Source organism: Escherichia sp. KTE114 (assembly GCF_000407765.1).
Taxonomy (GTDB): Bacteria; Pseudomonadota; Gammaproteobacteria; order Enterobacterales; family Enterobacteriaceae; genus Escherichia; species Escherichia ruysiae.
The window spans coordinates 332,395-350,122 of sequence record NZ_KE136626.1 but is presented as its reverse complement, the minus strand read 5'-3'; the positions used below and the strand labels follow the sequence as shown (position 1 = coordinate 350,122).

The window sequence follows — 17,728 nt, the reverse complement described above, 5'->3', positions numbered from 1 at the left end:
GGTGACGGGTTAAAGCAGACCGTGTTCCGCAAAGGAGAAAACCTGGCTGCCACCGACTATCAGATGGTCCGGCACCCGGATGTCCACCAGGCCCAGTGCCTGTACCAGACGTTCGGTGATAAGCCGGTCTGCCTTACTGGGTGTGACTTCACCGGACGGGTGATTGTGCGCCAGCACCACGGCAGCGGCATTGTGGTACAGGGCGCGTTTAATCACTTCCCGGGGATGGACTTCCGTGCGGTTGATAGTGCCGGTGAAGAGGGTTTCACCGGCAATCAACTGATTCTGGTTGTTCAGGTACAGCACCCGGAATTCTTCACGCTCCAGTCCTGCCATGTTCAGAATCAGCCATTCCCGTGCCGCACGGGTGGAGGTGAAGGCCACGCCAGGTTCATGAAGATGGCGGTCCAGGGTTTTCAGGGCCCGCAGAATGAGGCTGCGCTCGCCGGACGTCATCTCTCCGGGCAGAAAGGAAAGCTGCTGCATTGTCCCTGCCTCCATTCAGTCGATGATGCGCATAATGGCGCTGCATTCCGGATGCTGCAGGGCGTAATCCCGCAGCCGGTAATAATGGACCGTCATGGCATAACACTCCGTACGACAGGCGTGATGACTGTACGTCATCAGACAGGCAGCAATGCCGGCGGCTTCCGGGCTCATTTCAGCGCGGTTACCGTTCATGGCATTGAACAGTACCCATATTTCGTCATCATCGTCATCCGGTTCGGGTGCCATAAATGCCCCGCCGTTGTTCAGAGTGTACAGATTCCAGATACCACCGCAGTAGTCTTCGCACAGACGGTCCATCCAGCCGAAAACACGGGGCTCCAGGGTCACCCACTGTGGAATGAGGCCAAAATGTTGCGGCCAGAAGCTGATGCGCTGTTCATCAGGGACTATGGTGGCAACCAGCTGAGGCTGGTCCTTCCCTGATGCAGCGGTTACGGAAACAGAAGGAGTGGTGGAATTATGCGAGACGGTTGTCATGAGATTATTCCTTATCAAAAGTAAATGAATGGAAGAAACCCCGGGGGAAGGGACAGACGTGAGTCAGAACTGCGCTTTCAGGGAAAAGGCATCAGCACATGCTCTCCAGCAGCGTTTCAGCCATCACCCACAATGCGCGATTGAGCTTAATGTCGGTGTCGATGCTGTGAATGGCACGGGTATGGATACGTTTCCCTCTGGCACTGCGACCGGAAATTCCGCCTTTCAGCATATTCTCCTGAATGGTCTGATAAGCACTCCACAGGTCCTTACCGTAATCCTCCCGGCGTCGTGGTGTCAGAATGTCGGCGGTGGTGACGGGCTGATGTTCGTCACCATAACGGTAAGTCAGTGCCGCCTGTGCCAGCGCCTGGCGTGACGGTGGCGGCAGGACCAGCGACTGCATGGCGTCACGCTTTTCTTCAATCCGGTCAAAAACCCTCACCACCTCGTAAGCACCTTCAATCACACTGTCCACCACGTTTCCCCGGTGTGGCACCCGGACTTCTCCCATCGACTGACCGCAGACTAGGCCATTGGTGCAGATTGTACGTATAGTTCTGGCTTCGGGACGTGTGTTTCTCTTCCCCGAAAATCCCCGGCACATGGTGCATCAGTTCTTCATGTGTCAGTGGGCGGTCACGGCGTATCTGGTTTGCAGCATAACCAAAACGACTTGCTAATCGCATACTTTGCTCCTTATCGGTGGTTAAGATTTACTGGTGCAATAAATGAAAAAAGCCGCGTCTCCCGGAGAAGACGCGGCCTGACGGGTGAAATGAATAAGGTTTATTGTCTGAGAGGCCTTTCACTGGCGAGCCACGCATTAAGCGGCTTTCCGGTAACAATGGCTGGGGCTGTATTTACCTTTGATATTAATAATGTGCAGAGAAACGCATGGTTTACTCCTTAGATTTTAAGTTTGTCCTGGGCTACAACGACAGGTTTTCCGGATGTGTCGATGACTCCTACCGTCGGTACGCCATTTTTGATTTCGAAGAACGGTTTGTTGCTACCTGAGCACAGTTGATTGTCCCCGTATTCAATCATTTGTGCTTTCCCGGTTTTCAGGTTAACTACCGAGACAGTGTAGTCGTAGCACCAGGCACCACCACGTTCAAGCACGAAAACATAGCTGTTATCTTTATAGTTGAACTGATTCTTTGTCTGGCAATTCATACCGTCAATTTCGGTACAGGAAAACGCTTCTGTAGTATTAACGTATTTGATGTTATTTGGCAGTTTTACTTGTTTCGCAGTAGCGAAGACAGAGAACAGAATAGTTACAGCAACGAGTAAAGTTTTGATAAAAGTTTTCATGATAGACTCCTTAAATTAGTTAACCGCAGCTACGTAGTTTTTCACCAGATACGCGAATTCATGCACGCCAATTTCACCGAACCAAACCAGGTAGGCCGGGTCATCTAAACCAAAGTAACGGTAGCCAACAACTTCATGGGTTTTTGGGTTATAGAGTGTTACGATAAAGTCCCAGCCGCAGGTATTGGCTTTGCAACCGTCGCCCTGGAACCAGACTGTACCGTTAATGTTTACTGGCGTGATACCTCCACCAGGGCCATCCATATAGCCGCCTTTACCGAACATGCCGCTCAGTCCGACCGGTTTTAATGCTTTGTCGATAGCGGCTTTGTAGGTAGCGTCACCTTCGTACAACTCGTACGTTGATGGACACGCTCCAGGTTGTTCAGCCCAGGCTTCTGGGTTACAACTAAGAGCTTGTTTTACGGTAGCCGCTTCTGCGTTAAAGTTAAAGCCCGTGAACAGAACCGCCAGAAATAACATAAGGGTATGTAAACGTTTCATTGTAAATATTCTTCCGTTGTAAATGGCGCTGGAAAATTTCTCATCAGTGAAACCTTCCGGAAGTTTCCACCCCTTGTATGATGTATATCGCCAGTATTTTATTTCATCCCGGCTGTAATTTTTATATTCCCCGGCACGTGCAATAACGCTTACCAGAGATATAAGGCTCATTAATAACTTTACAGGTAATTTCATAATTAAATTTCCAGTGAGTGAATTGACAGATGAGGGGTAAAACTTTCTCTCAGGTAATATATGTCTGAAAATATTTTCAATAACACCAGACAGGAAAAACACCACCACAGGCGGTGGCGTTTCTTTGGGGCGTCTTTATTTAATCCGGGCCATCGCGTTTCTCAGTGCCAAATCTGCCTCTTCCGTTATCTCCAGACTTTTCTGCAACACCGTTTCTGACCGGGACAGTACCTGACGTGCTGCCAGCGGTTTCCGGATATGCTCCATCGTCAGCATCGTGTCTTCATAGCCCTGCTGACGCCAGGCGTCGGTATGTGCCAACGTGAAACTGAGCAGACCGCCGCTGTTGCCACCATCACCTGCATATTTCAGCCTTTTCCGGGGACGGATCTCAAGGATTGTGGTGTCCGGAAAAGCCTGGCGATCCCATAAAGAACCGTCACTCAGATGCGTCACAATCACCATATTGCATCCGGCATCGACCAGAGGCGTCACAGGGGTATTTCCCTGCATATTTCGCCATCCTCCCATACCACCATCACCGAACATTGTCCCCTGAACCTCACGGGGACGGAACAGCAGGGGCAGCGCGGCTGACGCAAGCAGAGCCTCTTTCTGCTGTCCGCGGGGCAGGCTCTGGATATGCTGAAAAACGGCGTTTTTCGTGGTTCCGGCACCCAGTTCAGCACGAATGCAGTCAATAATATCCTGCATGCCCCCTTCTGTGGGGTACAGCGACACATACAGCGGTAGCCCGTCTGCCAGAGCATCAGTATCAAGATAATGATCCAACAGCGCTGTCAGAGGCTCATCTGACAACAGCGGCTGAGCCATCGGATTGTCGAAGCCGTTGATTATCGATATATGGCGAAGAAGTGTCGTAAGCAGTGCTCCTGCACGTCCGGGGATCTGGCAGAGGTTCATGGCCTGAACCATTTTTTTCAGCAATGAAAAGTAAACCGATCGGTTTACCGACAGCACCTGATTATTCCCCAGATGCTTCCAGAGCGCCTCCAGGCGTGCGGCTGCTTCTGACAGATCGGGAGAGGCCGCGATAATGGCACCATTGAATGCGCCAATGCTGGCCCCTGAAACCATGCTGATCTGTGTGCCACACTCTGCCAGTGCCTTAACCACACCTGCCTGATAAGCGCCCACCGCCCCGCCGCCGGACAGCACCAGCCCCGTTTTCATTTCTGTACTCATGCTGCCCCCTTCTGAAATATTTCATCGACCATACTTTCAGAGAGGCGTTCTGCAGAGCAGAGGCGAGGCATGCGAACCGGTAAGTGTTCTGCAGCCTGCGTGGTTGACCAGATCACCGGATGCTGCTCTTCACTGCACCAGTCCCCCAGCCAGTTAATCGCGTCATGCCACTCGTTATCTGCCTGCTCCCGGCCCTGACCACCAAGCCAGTCCAGAGTGTTCAGACGCACGGTTGCACTACCGCCACTCTCCTGTGCCATCTGCGTTAATGCTTTATGTCTGAGAATATCCAGTAGCTGGTTAACCTGGCCTGTTTCGCCCTGGCGTATCACATCACCAAACGCGCCCCAGCGAAGCTCTTCAAGTGCCACATAACAACGTCCGGCAGGGGAAAATGACGCATATCGCCCGGCGCTCCACCATGAGAATATCTGCTCAAGATGTAACTGCGCCCGCTGAACCTGGTCAACACGGTGGAGTTTTTCTTCAAGATGATTCAGTTTCTGGTGAACCTGATCGGCCAGGGTGAGTAACTGCTCCCGCGTGTCAGCCGAATAATGCGCCAGCCTGGCAGTATCACTGACCAGTGAACTGACCCTGTCGTTTACCCGGGTAATCGCGTAGTTTGTGGTGGCAAGTGACGTTGTCAGCTCCGTCAGCCAGCGCAGGGACGCCTCAACGCCCTGTGCAAGCGACGCATTGATGGCATTCTGCCGTGCAGCGCCTTCGCCGGTCATCCCCTCTTTTAAACGCCGGAAGAACGTGCGCTCTCCGGCCGTGCGGATATGCTCCTGTGCAACATCGATTCCGTTTGCGAAATCAACCACAAATTTTTCAGGAAGACAGGTGAGTACCTGACATACCCGGTTATCAGCAATTTGTTGAATAAATGGTGAAGTCACAGCATTGTCTCCAGCTCTTCCCTCAGCGCCTTACTGTCAGTAATGAGCTCAGGAACCCTTTCATTTAATGCCTGAAGTCGCCCGGTAAGCCGTTCCTGCGCCTGCTGATCGCGTTTACGATCTTCAGAGCTCTGAATCAGCGTGTTACGCAGTTGTTCAACTTTCTCCCTGAATGCGCAGAAAAAGGCATCGATTTCCTGGCGGACGGGCTGGTTAATATCCTGCTCAATGGATGCCTGCAGCTCCCCGAAATATGCCCGGGTCAGTGACATCACTTCCTCTCTGACCTTGTTGATATTGATCACGCTGCGGCTCACATCCACACTGTACTCTTTCCAGCCCCAGTCACTGGTGTTTGCCCATCGACAAAGCGTACCCCAGACACCATCCTGTCGACAGCGACGAGTGACGGTCTCCGTTCTTTCCTCCATAAGCGCGCTCAGATTTGTTTTTACTGCGAGCCGGGTCTGTAACTGGCTGACTGCCGGAAAACTGATTTTTACAGTGAAACCTTCATCCTCCAGACGGGCATTGATGCGTCCGGCAATATTTTCTGTGGCGTACAGGGCCGTACCACGAAAACCTGTTTCAATACCCCTGACGATTTTTTCCAGTTCAGGACGGAACTGTGCTTCAGCCTCACGGTGCAGGCTGGTCACGGTCGATTCGATTTGCGTCATCAGTTCAAGGGCTTCCCTGCGATCACTGAATTTTATTTCGGGGCTGTCCGGATCAAAGTCCCGCATCCTGTCATGCTGATTTCCGGTTCCGAAAATATCGTGAAAGAAAGCGAATGCGTTTCTCTCCCGGGGCTGCGCTGAATTTTCTTCCTCCAGCATTTGCTGTTCTTTGCGTTTACCGCTTCTGAAATAGTCATTCAGCTCCTCTTCCAGTGAGGTGCAGACCCCCGTCAGTAATTCCCGGGTTTTAGTATCGATCTCCTCCATAGCCATTCTGACATCTGCGGTCACCTGCTCCTGACAGTCCGCGATTTCCCGGATATCCGCCAGCAGGCTGGAGATATGCGCCTGCAGTGACTGAATGCTTTGCTGTAGCCCCTGATGGCGTAATGACAGATATTCGCTGACATTTTCCGCATTCTGCATCAGTTTTGCGGCGGCAGAATCAACCGCCAGTGCCGCCGCTCTGGAATGGGAGCTCTGTATGACTTCCGTTATCAGTTGATCGATAAGTGAACCTTCCCACAGGTCTGTCGCCCCTTCGGTTGCCATTTCACTGTCTTTACAGACGTATTCTTTTTTCATGCGACCGAAGGCTTCCCTGACAAAATCATCGACCCAGGCTTCATCAACAGGAAGGGTTCCGTTTTTCCGTAACTCATGAAGCGCACGGTTAGCCAGGTACGCCTGACGTGATGAGCCTGGATAAACGCGGGAGGCGGGCAGCACATCACTGTTCAGCATTGCCGGAACTTTCTGGCGTACGGCATCTGCCCCATCGCCATTGCGGTCTTTCTCATCAAATTTATTGACCAGCACAAACAGGCGGCCGGCTGATACGTCAGCAATGGCATTAAGCTCTTTACGGACGTCTTCATCCGCTTTTGAGTTCATCTGGGTGTAATCCATCACCGCCAGCACCGCAGAGGCTTTCTGCAGTTGATCCCGCATCATCACTTCCATCTGCGGTTGTCCGGCCTCATTAGGGCCGGGGGTATCCAGCAGTGTGAGTGTTCCCTGGCATGCATCCATCCCCACCAGATGGCTGAATTCCACGTCGATCACCGGCAGTTTCTGCACTTCTGCGTATTCATCAAAAGGAAACTCACTCCCCATTGCCGCAGCAAGGCGAACCAGATCGTTTAACGATGCCAGTCCGGTAAAGATTTCCTCCTCCCCGTGGTATTCATTTTTGAGCCAGCCATCATTTGCCAGAATATCCAGCAGTTCGCAGGTATCCCCGGTTTGCTGCAGGGTCTGTGCGACTTGCTGTCCTGCCGGGGTGTCGAGTTTTTGTTGCAGTGTGCTTAATAAATTGCGGACGGGCTGAATATGTTCCAGATGGAGGACCGGCTCAGTTTTTCCGGGAACGTGGCGGATGAGCGTCGGTACAGAGGTCATGGGGCGGTTACGGTTAGGCAGAATTTCCTGCCCCACAATGGCGTTGATGGTAGTTGATTTACCTGCTTTCATCGTGCCGACAACAGCCAGCACCATCTCCCTGCGGGCGGTTTTGATTTGTTCGCCCTCCAGCTCCTCAATTCTTTTCAGTGCTTTCTGTTTATCGAAAAGCAGTCTGTTTTCGTTCTTACTGTCAGATAACACATCCGGTTCATCAACCATTTGCCGGAGCAGATTAATGTTCAGTTGCAAAAGTCGGTCGGCTTCATCACAAAGCAGGGCGATGTTCTTTTCGTGCATTATTTAACCTTCCTGAGACGCATTTTCATGACAACCACGGAGGAGGTCATTTACCACAAACGATCGTTTATAACGATCGATGCATTCTATTAATCTGGAAAACACAACACAAGGGGACAACCCGGGTATGGCTGCGTTTGCATTGTGTTTTCATGGAGTTAAAAATCTGTAACAAGAGTCTGGTGCATCACCACCGGGTTCAGAAGAAAATCCAGTTCCATACCGCGCGGGCAACAGAGGCAATACAGACGCTCTCCGCCGTGTCAAATATCCGGTCCACCGCACCGGTAAACTGTTCACGGGCCTGAGCGCGGACAGATTCCGTGCGCAGCTCGTCCTGCAGGCGGGTCATCAGGGGACTGGCGGCATGGTCGGGAAGCGCTGTCATGAGCGCACTGACCAGCGTATCCAGTTCCCAGCCGGTGCGAGCCGATACGGCCACAACCGGATGTACGGGCCGGAACAGACGGAATACCGCCTCCGTTTTTTCGCGAATGTTCTGTGCCTGTGCGGGAGAAGGCTGAATACCGGCCATATCCCATTCATGGCAGGGCTCCGTTTTATCGGCCTGCGTCACCACAAACAGCACCTGCTGATGTCCCCGGTGCAGAATGTGTCGCCAGAAATACTCATCCACAGACAAGGCACGGTCATCGGCTTTAATCAGCCACAGTACCAGGTCAAGTTCAGGCAGAATGTTACGGTACAGGGCTTCATACTCTGCATCCCTGTCACGGCTCTCGCCCACCCCGGGCAGGTCAGTGATAACCATGCTGTGACCATGGCCACTCAGACGGAAGCGCTGCACTTCCCGGGTGCCGGCGTGAACATCACTGACCGGGGTGACCTCCCCCTGAAACAGTGCATTACAGAGTGAGGATTTACCGGCCCCGCTTTTCCCCATAATGCCAATCACGGGTTCGTGGCTGGTGAGTTTGCGCAGATGTTCCAGGATGTGACGGGAAAGTGAGTAAGGCAGGGAGGAGAGCGGTTTTTCAATTGCCTCAATGGCATCAGACGGATTCATACATGTATTCCCGGTGAAAAAAGACAAAACCCCGCGCACCGGAAAGGTGGCGGGGGATTCACAACGATAATATCTGTCTGAAATTATTTGGAATGCAGGTATATGTGGCTGATACAGGTCTGAATCTAATCTGACAGTCCGCTCTGGGCTTTGTTGAATAAATAAGATTTCGTGCGAACGACCCTGTAGCTGGCTGGATTTTCAGGCAATACGCACGCTTTCTGGCATCCCAGCCTTTGTCATCCTGTTCAACGCACGCACCATGGCCATAGCTTCCGCTACCTGACCATCGTAGTCACGCAGCGTCAGTGAATCTCCCAACAACTGCTTCATTCTGTACATTGCCGTTTCCGCTATCGAGCGACGGTTATATTCCGTTGTCCATTTCCACCGTGCATTGCTTCCGCTCAGCCGCTGATTAGCAACGGCACGGTTGCGGTCTGCGTACTCACCGGGCCAGTAACCTGCTCCTTTTCGGGGAGGAATAAGCGCGCTGATTTTTTTGCGGCGCAGTTCATCGTGACAGAGCCGGGTATCGTAAGCCCCGTCTGCCGCGGCTGCCCTGATTTTTCTGTGAGTCTGCCGGATAAGGCCCGGGAAGGCTTCTGAGTCCGTGACGTTATTCAGCGACAGGTCTGCACAGACAACTTCATGTGTGTTGCTGTCAACAGCAAGATGCAACTTTCGCCAGATACGACGGCGCTCTTTGCCGTGCTTTCTGACTTTCCATTCGCCTTCACCAAAGACCTTCAGCCCGGTGGAATCAATCACCAGGTGTGCGATTTCACCCCGGGTGGACGTTTTGAAACTGACATTAACCGACTTTGCCCGCTTACTGACACTGGTGTAATCCGGGCAGCGCAACGGAACGTTCATCAGGGCAAAAATGGAATCAATAAAACCCTGCGCAGCCCGCAGGGTCAGCCGGAATACGCGTTTAATCACCAGAACGGTGGTGATGGCGAGATCAGAATAGCGCTGGGGCCTTCCTCGTGATGAAGGCGTTGCCGACTCATACCAGGCCTGAATCGCTTCATCATCCAGCCAGAAAGTGAGGGAGCCACGGTTGATGAGAGCTTTGTTGTAGGTGGACCAGTTGGTGATTCTGAACTTTTGCTTTGCCACGGAATGGTCTGTGTTGTCGGGAGGATGCGTGATCTGATCCTTCAACTCAGCAAAAGTTCGATTTATTCAACAAAGCCCCCCCAAACTGTCAGTCCATGCATCTTTCGTCCCTGGTGTGTTACATGAACACACGTCACTTTTATCTCCTGGCAGAATAAACAAATTTTACAGGTTTTTTCTTCCCCGGGATTCAGCCTCACTCCCTGCTTGCTCAGCAACCATCTGCTGTTGTTGCCGGGTATGACTGTCTGCATGGCATGCATTTGTTGTATCTGTGCTGACTGAATACGATAAAAATTTCTGGTTAATGACGATCGATATCATCTATCGATTCGATCGATTTTATTCAATTGAGACTATCGCATGGCGGGTTTTAAAATGCACTGAGTACTGCTTGCAGCAACGGAGCAATAACGGAGATAATTGAAATGAAAAAGGTTTTTGCTGTTTCAGTGGTGGCCGCAGCCTGTGTATTTGCAGCAAATGCAGGTGCTGAGGAAGGTAAAAGCGGTTTTTATCTGACCGGTAAAGCCGGTGCCTCTGTGGTGTCACTTTCAGACCAGCGTTTCCTGTCAGGAGATGAGGAAGAAACGTCAAAGTATAAAGGCGGCGATGACCATGATACGGTATTCAGTGGCGGTATTGCGGCCGGTTATGATTTTTATCCGCAGTTCAGTATTCCGGTTCGTACAGAACTGGAGTTTTACGCGCGTGGAAAAGCTGATTCGAAGTATAACGTAGATAAAGACAGCTGGTCAGGTGGTTACTGGCGTGATGACCTGAAGAATGAAGTGTCAGTCAACACTCTGATGCTGAATACGTACTATGACTTCCGGAACGACAGTGCATTCACACCATGGGTATCCGCAGGGATTGGTTACGCCAGAATTCATCAGAAAACAACTGGTATCAGGACTTGGGATTACGGGTACGGGTACAGTGGGCGTGAGTCGTTGTCACACTCAGACTCTGCTGACAACTTTGCATGGAGCCTTGGGGCTGGTGTCCGTTATGACGTAACCCCGGATATCGCTCTTGACCTCAGCTATCGCTATATTGATGCAGGTGACAGCAGTGTGAGTTACAAGGATGAGTGGGGCGATAAATATAAATCAGAGGTTGATGTTAAAAGTCATGACATCATGCTTGGTGTGACTTATAACTTCTGACGAAACTGCTCCTGAAAGATAATAATTACTTATCTTCTGTAATTAAAAGGAAACACCCTGCAGTAATTATACTGCAGGGTTGTCTGTTATCTGTTTTACAGATAATTTCTGATTTTTATTATCCTGTTCTCTTCATAATAATGTTGTCGATATACTCCGATGAATATCAGAAAACTGTTTTGTCCGGGCGACACACCCCGGATTTTATTGTTTTTATTCTTTTTTGTTATTTCTGTGATAATCACAATTGCATGCGGATACACTGAGAAGAATGCCACAGGAAATGTGCTGCTTCTGTTTCTCCTTCTTCTCCTTGCACACAGAAATACCCTCACATCCATTACAACGCTGTTATTTCTGTTCTGTTGTGCACTGTATGCGCCTGCGGGTATGACGTACGGTAAAATCAACAACAGTTTTATTGTCGCGTTGCTGCAGACCACGGCTGATGAGGCTGCAGAGTTTACCGGGATGATTCCTGTTTATCATTTTCTGGTCAGTGCCGCGATTCTGGTATTCATGGTGATTTTCTGGCGGACACACCACCGCGGTCACCGTAACTGGCTGGCACTGCTGCTGTTCGTATTATGCTCTGTAAACAGCTGGCCGTTGCGGATGGTTAAAGGAATTGTTGTGGGAACAACTGACACATTGCGTGAAATGCAGCGTTATAAACAACTGAGTCAGCACGGGGCTGACAACTGGAAAATCCTGCCGGGAACACCGTTGTATGACACGATTGTTATCGTTACTGGTGAGAGTGTGCGCAGGGATTATATGTCGGTATATGGCTATCCCGTGCCAACCACACCATGGCTGAATACGGCTCCCGGTTTATTTATTGACGGCTATACATCGGCAGCAGCCAGTACCGTACCTTCCCTGAGCCGGACACTGATTTATGACTATGAGCAGAACCCTGACTCCGGCAACAACGTGGTGGCGCTGGCAGCAAAAGCAGGATACAGCACATGGTGGATATCCAATCAGGGAAAACTGGGAGAGCATGACACACGCATCTCTGTTATTGCTTCTGATGCGGAGCATACCGTTTTCCTCAAGAAAGGCAGCTTCGCTTCCCGTAAAACGGATGACATGTTGTTGTTACAGGAAACAGAACGTGCGCTGGCGGATAAATCCTCGCCGAAGGTGATTTTCCTGCACATGATTGGCTCTCATCCGAATCCGTGTGACCGACTTAACTCCTGGCCGAATTATTACCTGGAGCAGTATCCCCGAAAGATTGCCTGTTACCTCGCCAGCATCAGTAAACTGGATAACTTTCTCGGTCAGCTTGATGGTATCCTTCGCCGGCATTCCCGTCACTTTGCAATGCTTTACTTTTCTGACCATGGGCTGTCGGTCAGCGACAGTGCTAATCCTGTTCATCATGATGGTCATGTGCAGGGGGGCTACAGCGTTCCCCTGATTATTACCGCCAGTGACATCACGTCTCATCAGTCCGTCAGCAGGAAAATCAGTGCCCGTAATTTCGCAGGCATTTTTCAGTGGCTGACCGGTATTCGTACCGAAAATATACCGCCATTCAATCCGCTGACAGACGAAGATAATGAACCCGTTATGGTTTTTAACGGAGAGAAAAATGTGCCGGCAGACAGTCTGAAACCGCAGCCACTTATTCTTCCGGACCACAGGTAATCATATATGGCAAACTGTAATACAGTCTCTTGTACTGAAAAGGATTCTGTATAGAATAGAACCTGTATTCATATCAGCACAAGGGACCACCAAATCCCGGCAGCATTCCTTACGTCAGTTATCCCGCATCACCCTGTGGGTGCGGGATTTTTTATGATGTTTCTTTTTATTGAATATATATAAATAACGAATAACTGCGGATTCTGATAATCCACCTGCAGGGAGCAATCCGGTAAACATTTAATACATCAGTTAATATCGTTTTGCCTTTTTTAACAAAAAATAATCCCCGGGTGGTTCCCGGGCATTTTCCCGGGAGGATTATTGTTTTAATGGATTATTAATCTTTGCATATTCAAATGGACTGATAAATCTTTCTCTGTTTGCATCCAGAAAATCGGCCCACCACTGTAGCATAAGTCGACGTTCTTCCAGATGTTCGGCTTTATGGATATACGCAGCACGTACACCATTACGCTCCTGATGGCTCATCTGGCGTTCCACAGCATCGCGGGACCACAAACCTGATTCTATTAATGCACTACATGCCATCGCCCGGAATCCATGACCACAGACATCCTGGGTTGTGTCATACCCCATAACCCTCAGGGCTTTATTTACAGTATTTTCACTGATTGGTTTACGCGGGTCATGTGCTCCCGTAAATATCAGACCATTTTCACCTGCCCATGTCTGAAGTTCTGTCAGTATGGCTACAGCCTGTTTGCTGAGTGGCACAAGATGTGGTGTTCGCATCTTGGAGCCCCGGTGTGAGAATTTTACGCCGGGCAGAGGTTCGCGTTCGGCTGGAATAGTCCACATGGCATTGTCAATATCAATTTCAGACCACCGGGCGTATCTGAGTTCACTGGAACGAATAAAAACCAGTAAATTCAGCATAACTGCCAGTCGGGTGACAGGCTGGCCTTTATAACCGTCAATACGCGACAGAAGTTCAGGCAGGCATGAAAGATCCAGAGCAGGGCGATGCTGGCGTTTTACCGTGGTCAATGCACCAGCCATATCCAGAGCCGGGTTATATCTGATGATGCCAGACTGTACGGCATAACGCATTACAGCAGATATTCTTTGCTGCAGACGACTGGCGATTTCATAAATTTGTTTAGCTTCTGCAGCACGAACAGGGATAAGCAGGTCCGGGGTACTGAGTGTTGTGATATCCCGGTTGCCGATAAAGGGGAAAACGTGTGTCTCGAGGCTTTTGAGTACTTTATCGCTGTGTGATTGTGCCCATTGTTTATTACTGGCATGCCAGCGTCGTGCAATATGTTCAAAAGAGAGTTGTAAATCAGGGACTACTTTTTTAGCTCTTTTCTGTTCGCAAGGGTCAACCCCCTCCGAAATCAGTTTTCGGGCCTCATCCCGTTTTGTACGAGCTTCGGAGAGAGAAACTTCCGGATACACACCAAGTGCCAGGGTTTTCTCCTTACCCAGAATACGATAACGGAGACGCCAGTAACGGGAACCATTAGGATGAACCAGCAGGAACATGCCGGCCCCGTCAGTGAGTTTATAAGCCTTGTCAGTGGGCTTTGCAGCCCGGATTTTTGCGTCAGTCAGTGCCATAGTTCAGCCTTCTGAATGCGTTAAAGAGGGTACAAATTCTGTCGAACTGGGGTATACCCGCAATTATACCCACACAATGGGGTTGATGTGGGGGGAATCTGGTTGAGTTCGGTAGAATTGATTTGGAGGCAGAACGCTTAAATTGTGGCGTTCTGAAACGAAAAACGGACCTCCGTGGAGGTCCGTTGATATGAATTTGGTGCCCGGACTCGGAATCGAACCAAGGACACGGGGATTTTCAATCCCCTGCTCTACCGACTGAGCTATCCGGGCAACGGGGCGCATTAAACCTGATTCGCCTCGTCTCGTCAATCAAATTTCTTCAAATTACTGCAGACTGCACAATCTATCATCACTTTGCCGCTATTGCACACATTTCAGGAAAACCAGGCGGTCCAGGCGGCGGAAAGTGGCATTGCCAGAAGCAGTGCTGGAAGCATGTTGACCACCGGGAACATTTTAATGCCACAGATGCGTAAACCGGTCGCCAGAAGCAATAATCCTCCCACCGCGCTAAAGTCCGCCATCATCGCCGGCGTAGTTAGCGGCAATATCAGCGCGGCTCCCCAGGCCAGTGTTAACTGGATGATGAGCAATGGAATGCTAATTACTGATACCGCAATCCCCAGAGAGTAGGCGAAGATCATCGCCGTAAAGAAATCCAGAAATGACTTGGCGATTAAAATACTCGGATCGCCAGTCATCCCTTCATTCATCGCGCCGAAGATCCCCGTACCGCTGGCACAAAACAGGACAATAATCGCGACAAAATTTTGAATAAAAGATTCATGCGCTGGCTTCTTGCGCGAGTGGCGAAACAGATTCTGCGCTCTGGCGACCGCTGTATTGACTCCTTTCTCCAGCAAACATATTTCGCCGATTAGAGCGCCAAGTAGCGTTGCTAAAACCATCGCCGGAAGGTTGGCGCATTTCACCACCAGTAAAATACCAATCCCCAGCGATGCCAGACCAAAAATCGATGTCATTGAGACGCGGATACGTTCCGGTAAACGTTGGCTAAGCAGTGCGCCGAGAACGCCACCCAGTAATACTGCACTAGCGTTGATAAAAGGGCCGATGACCACGAGAGTTCCTGTTAACTGTATTGTTTGATTTTTTTATTATGAACTTTTTGCCCTGTTTATGGCTTGTCTGGCCGCAAAGTCCTGGCTTGCACGCTTTAGCGAAAGGTGCCATTATTGCGCGAATTTTCTCCTCTCTGTACGGAGTTTGCCTGATGCATGCCACCTCCTTACATTCTCTCGCTTCTCGCCGTTTTGCGCGAAAATCTTCCCTTTCCATGTTACTGCTCATGCGGTGAAGTTAACGCACGCTTACTGCAGGACAACAGTAAAATCAGAGCGTTTCTGCTTTTACTGATGTCTGGCGGTCGGAGCTGGTGACCAGTTTGACCCACATCTCATGGGGCAAGGCTTTTCATCTTGTCCGATATTCTTACCTCCCCGAAACGGGTTTGCGCTTATGAAATCAATGAGTATTGCCGCCAGTTATGAACTGGTTTCCCGACTTTCTACCCATCGTCGCGTGGTGGCGCTGGAAGATACTGATTTTACGGACGTCGCGGCAGTCGTCATTACCGCTGCGGATAGTCGCAGTGGCATTCTTGCGTTGCTTAAGCGCACCGGTTTTCATCTACCGGTGTTTTTGTATTCCGAACATGTTGTTGAATTACCTGCGGGCGTTACGGCGGTAATCAACGGCAACGAGCAGCAGTGGCTGGAGCTGGAATCCGCAGCCTGTCAGTATGAAGAGAATTTGCTGCCACCGTTTTATGACACGTTGACGCAGTACGTTGAGATGGGCAACAGCACTTTTGCTTGCCCTGGGCATCAACATGGTGCGTTCTTTAAAAAGCATCCTGCCGGACGCCATTTTTACGATTTCTTTGGTGAGAACGTCTTTCGCGCCGATATGTGTAATGCTGACGTAAAATTGGGCGATCTGCTTATTCATGAAGGATCGGCGAAGGATGCGCAGAAATTCGCAGCCAAAGTCTTTCATGCCGATAAAACCTATTTTGTCCTGAACGGCACATCGGCAGCGAATAAAGTGGTGACGAATGCGCTGTTAACGCGTGGCGATCTGGTGCTCTTCGACCGTAACAACCATAAGTCGAATCATCACGGCGCGCTGATTCAGGCGGGGGCGACGCCGGTCTATCTGGAAGCTTCACGTAACCCGTTTGGTTTCATTGGCGGTATTGATGCGCACTGTTTTAATGAAGAGTATCTGCGCCAGCAAATTCGCGACGTTGCGCCAAAAAAAGCCGAGCTGCCCCGCCCGTTTCGCCTGGCGATTATTCAGCTGGGAACCTATGACGGCACTATCTACAACGCCCGCCAGGTGATCGATACCATTGGGCATCTGTGTGATTACATTCTGTTTGATTCTGCATGGGTCGGTTATGAACAGTTTATCCCGATGATGGCGGATAGCTCGCCGCTGCTGTTGGAACTTAACGAAAACGATCCGGGGATCTTTGTTACCCAGTCGGTGCATAAACAACAGGCGGGATTCTCGCAGACGTCGCAGATCCATAAAAAAGATAACCATATTCGCGGGCAGGCGCGTTTTTGCCCGCATAAGCGGTTGAATAATGCCTTTATGCTCCATGCTTCCACCAGCCCGTTCTATCCGCTATTTGCCGCGCTGGACGTCAATGCCAAAATCCATGAAGGGGAGAGTGGTCGTCGGCTGTGGGCTGAGTGCGTTGAGATGGGGATTGAAGCGCGCAAGGCGATTCTTGCACGCTGTAAGCTGTTCCGTCCGTTTATCCCACCCGTTGTCGATGGCAAATTGTGGCAGGAGTATCCGACGTCAGCGTTGGCCAGTGACCGCCGTTTCTTCAGCTTTGAACCAGGAGCAAAGTGGCACGGCTTTGAGGGATATGCCGCAGAGCAGTATTTTGTTGATCCGTGCAAGCTGTTACTGACCACGCCAGGTATCGATGCCGAAACCGGTGAATATAGCGATTTTGGCGTACCGGCGACGATTCTGGCGCATTATCTGCGTGAGAACGGCATCGTTCCGGAAAAGTGCGACCTCAACTCCATTTTGTTCTTATTAACACCGGCGGAAAGTCACGAGAAGCTGGCACAACTGGTGTCGATGCTGGCGCAGTTTGAACAGCATATTGAGGATGATTCGCCGTTGGCTGAGGTGCTGCCGAGTGTTTATAACAAATATCCGGTGCGCTACCGCGACTACACTTTGCGCCAGTTGTGTCAGGAGATGCACGATTTGTATGTCAGCTTCGACGTCAAAGACCTGCAAAAAGCGATGTTCCGCCAGCAGAGTTTCCCGCCAGTGGTGATGAATCCACAGGATGCGCATAGCGCCTATATTCGCGGCGAAGTGGAGTTGGTGCGGATTCGTGATGCCGAAGGGCGAATTGCGGCTGAAGGGGCGCTGCCGTATCCGCCGGGGGTGCTTTGCGTAGTGCCGGGGGAAGTCTGGGGAGGCGCGGTACAGCGTTATTTCCTCGCACTGGAAGAAGGCGTGAATTTGCTGCCGGGGTTTTCGCCGGAGCTACAAGGTGTCTATAGCGAAACTGATGCGGACGGCATGAAACGGTTGTACGGTTATGTATTGAAGTGAGAATAAAAAAACGGGTCACCTTCTGGCGACCCGTTTCTCTTTGCGTAA

15 protein-coding genes, 1 tRNA gene and 1 pseudogene are annotated in these 17,728 nt (G+C 50.6%); 4 read left to right on the top strand and 13 right to left on the bottom strand.

Going from position 1 to position 17,728, the window contains the following annotated elements:
* Positions 1-9: 9 nt before the first annotated feature.
* The 10 genes and pseudogenes from WC5_RS18780 to WC5_RS18820 all read right to left on the bottom strand — a co-directional run bounded on the left by WC5_RS18780 (position 10) and on the right by WC5_RS18820 (position 9,692).
* Complete coding sequence (locus WC5_RS18780; protein ID WP_016231430.1) at positions 10-486, bottom strand: JAB domain-containing protein; 477 nt, start codon at positions 484-486, stop codon at positions 10-12.
* Between the two features lie 15 nt (positions 487-501).
* Positions 502-987, bottom strand: a complete 486-nt coding sequence (locus WC5_RS18785; RefSeq protein ID WP_016231429.1) for an antirestriction protein — start codon at positions 985-987, stop codon at positions 502-504.
* Positions 988-1,078: 91 nt separating this feature from the next.
* Positions 1,079-1,676 (bottom strand): annotated as a pseudogene (locus WC5_RS0121805) (DUF932 domain-containing protein).
* 220 nt (positions 1,677-1,896) lie between these two features.
* The gene (locus WC5_RS18790) at positions 1,897-2,307 is read right to left on the bottom strand and encodes a hypothetical protein (RefSeq protein ID WP_000846713.1); all 411 of its coding nucleotides are present in this window, start codon (positions 2,305-2,307) and stop codon (positions 1,897-1,899) included.
* A gap of 15 nt (positions 2,308-2,322) precedes the next feature.
* A complete protein-coding gene (locus tag WC5_RS18795) occupies positions 2,323-3,006 on the bottom strand; it encodes a hypothetical protein (RefSeq protein ID WP_000775505.1) in 684 nt (227 codons plus the stop codon).
* A 135-nt stretch (positions 3,007-3,141) separates the two neighbouring features.
* Positions 3,142-4,212: a patatin-like phospholipase family protein gene (locus WC5_RS18800; RefSeq protein ID WP_000102627.1), complete on the bottom strand. Its 1,071-nt coding sequence runs from the start codon at positions 4,210-4,212 to the stop codon at positions 3,142-3,144.
* Positions 4,209-5,114: a diguanylate cyclase regulator RdcB family protein gene (locus WC5_RS18805; RefSeq protein WP_000203554.1), complete on the bottom strand. Its 906-nt coding sequence runs from the start codon at positions 5,112-5,114 to the stop codon at positions 4,209-4,211. Before WC5_RS18805 ends, WC5_RS18800 begins: the two co-directional genes overlap by 4 nt.
* On the bottom strand, positions 5,111-7,495 hold the full coding sequence (locus tag WC5_RS18810; RefSeq protein WP_000544704.1) for a dynamin family protein: 2,385 nt from the start codon (positions 7,493-7,495) through the stop codon (positions 5,111-5,113). Before WC5_RS18810 ends, WC5_RS18805 begins: the two co-directional genes overlap by 4 nt.
* A 199-nt stretch (positions 7,496-7,694) precedes the next feature.
* Positions 7,695-8,522 (bottom strand): GTPase family protein, encoded by an 828-nt coding sequence (locus tag WC5_RS18815; protein WP_001069729.1) that lies wholly within the window; start codon positions 8,520-8,522, stop codon positions 7,695-7,697.
* 201 nt (positions 8,523-8,723) lie between these two features.
* Positions 8,724-9,692: an IS5 family transposase gene (locus WC5_RS18820; RefSeq protein ID WP_000654811.1), complete on the bottom strand. Its 969-nt coding sequence runs from the start codon at positions 9,690-9,692 to the stop codon at positions 8,724-8,726.
* 383 nt (positions 9,693-10,075) lie between these two features.
* On the opposite strand from WC5_RS18820, the gene WC5_RS18825 reads away from it, so the two are divergent.
* Both WC5_RS18825 and WC5_RS18830 read left to right on the top strand, forming a co-directional pair.
* The gene (locus WC5_RS18825; RefSeq protein WP_000755101.1) at positions 10,076-10,816 is read left to right on the top strand and encodes an outer membrane protein; all 741 of its coding nucleotides are present in this window, start codon (positions 10,076-10,078) and stop codon (positions 10,814-10,816) included.
* A 159-nt stretch (positions 10,817-10,975) separates the two neighbouring features.
* Positions 10,976-12,475: a phosphoethanolamine transferase gene (locus WC5_RS18830; RefSeq protein WP_016231426.1), complete on the top strand. Its 1,500-nt coding sequence runs from the start codon at positions 10,976-10,978 to the stop codon at positions 12,473-12,475.
* A gap of 321 nt (positions 12,476-12,796) precedes the next feature.
* On the opposite strand, the gene WC5_RS18835 is transcribed toward WC5_RS18830, so the two are convergent.
* The 3 genes from WC5_RS18835 to WC5_RS18845 all read right to left on the bottom strand — a co-directional run bounded on the left by WC5_RS18835 (position 12,797) and on the right by WC5_RS18845 (position 15,147).
* Positions 12,797-14,062, bottom strand: a complete 1,266-nt coding sequence (locus tag WC5_RS18835) for a tyrosine-type recombinase/integrase (RefSeq protein WP_016231425.1) — start codon at positions 14,060-14,062, stop codon at positions 12,797-12,799.
* 197 nt (positions 14,063-14,259) lie between these two features.
* Positions 14,260-14,335, bottom strand: a tRNA-Phe gene (locus WC5_RS18840).
* Between the two features lie 104 nt (positions 14,336-14,439).
* Complete coding sequence (locus WC5_RS18845) at positions 14,440-15,147, bottom strand: DUF554 domain-containing protein (protein ID WP_000234521.1); 708 nt, start codon at positions 15,145-15,147, stop codon at positions 14,440-14,442.
* 152 nt (positions 15,148-15,299) lie between these two features.
* Between WC5_RS18845 and WC5_RS25620 the strand changes: the two genes are divergently transcribed.
* Complete coding sequence (locus WC5_RS25620; RefSeq protein WP_219906480.1) at positions 15,300-15,383, top strand: hypothetical protein; 84 nt, start codon at positions 15,300-15,302, stop codon at positions 15,381-15,383.
* A gap of 161 nt (positions 15,384-15,544) precedes the next feature.
* Positions 15,545-17,680, top strand: coding sequence for an ornithine decarboxylase (speC, locus tag WC5_RS18850; RefSeq protein WP_010352539.1), 2,136 nt, complete (start codon positions 15,545-15,547; stop codon positions 17,678-17,680).
* Positions 17,681-17,728 lie beyond the last annotated feature (48 nt).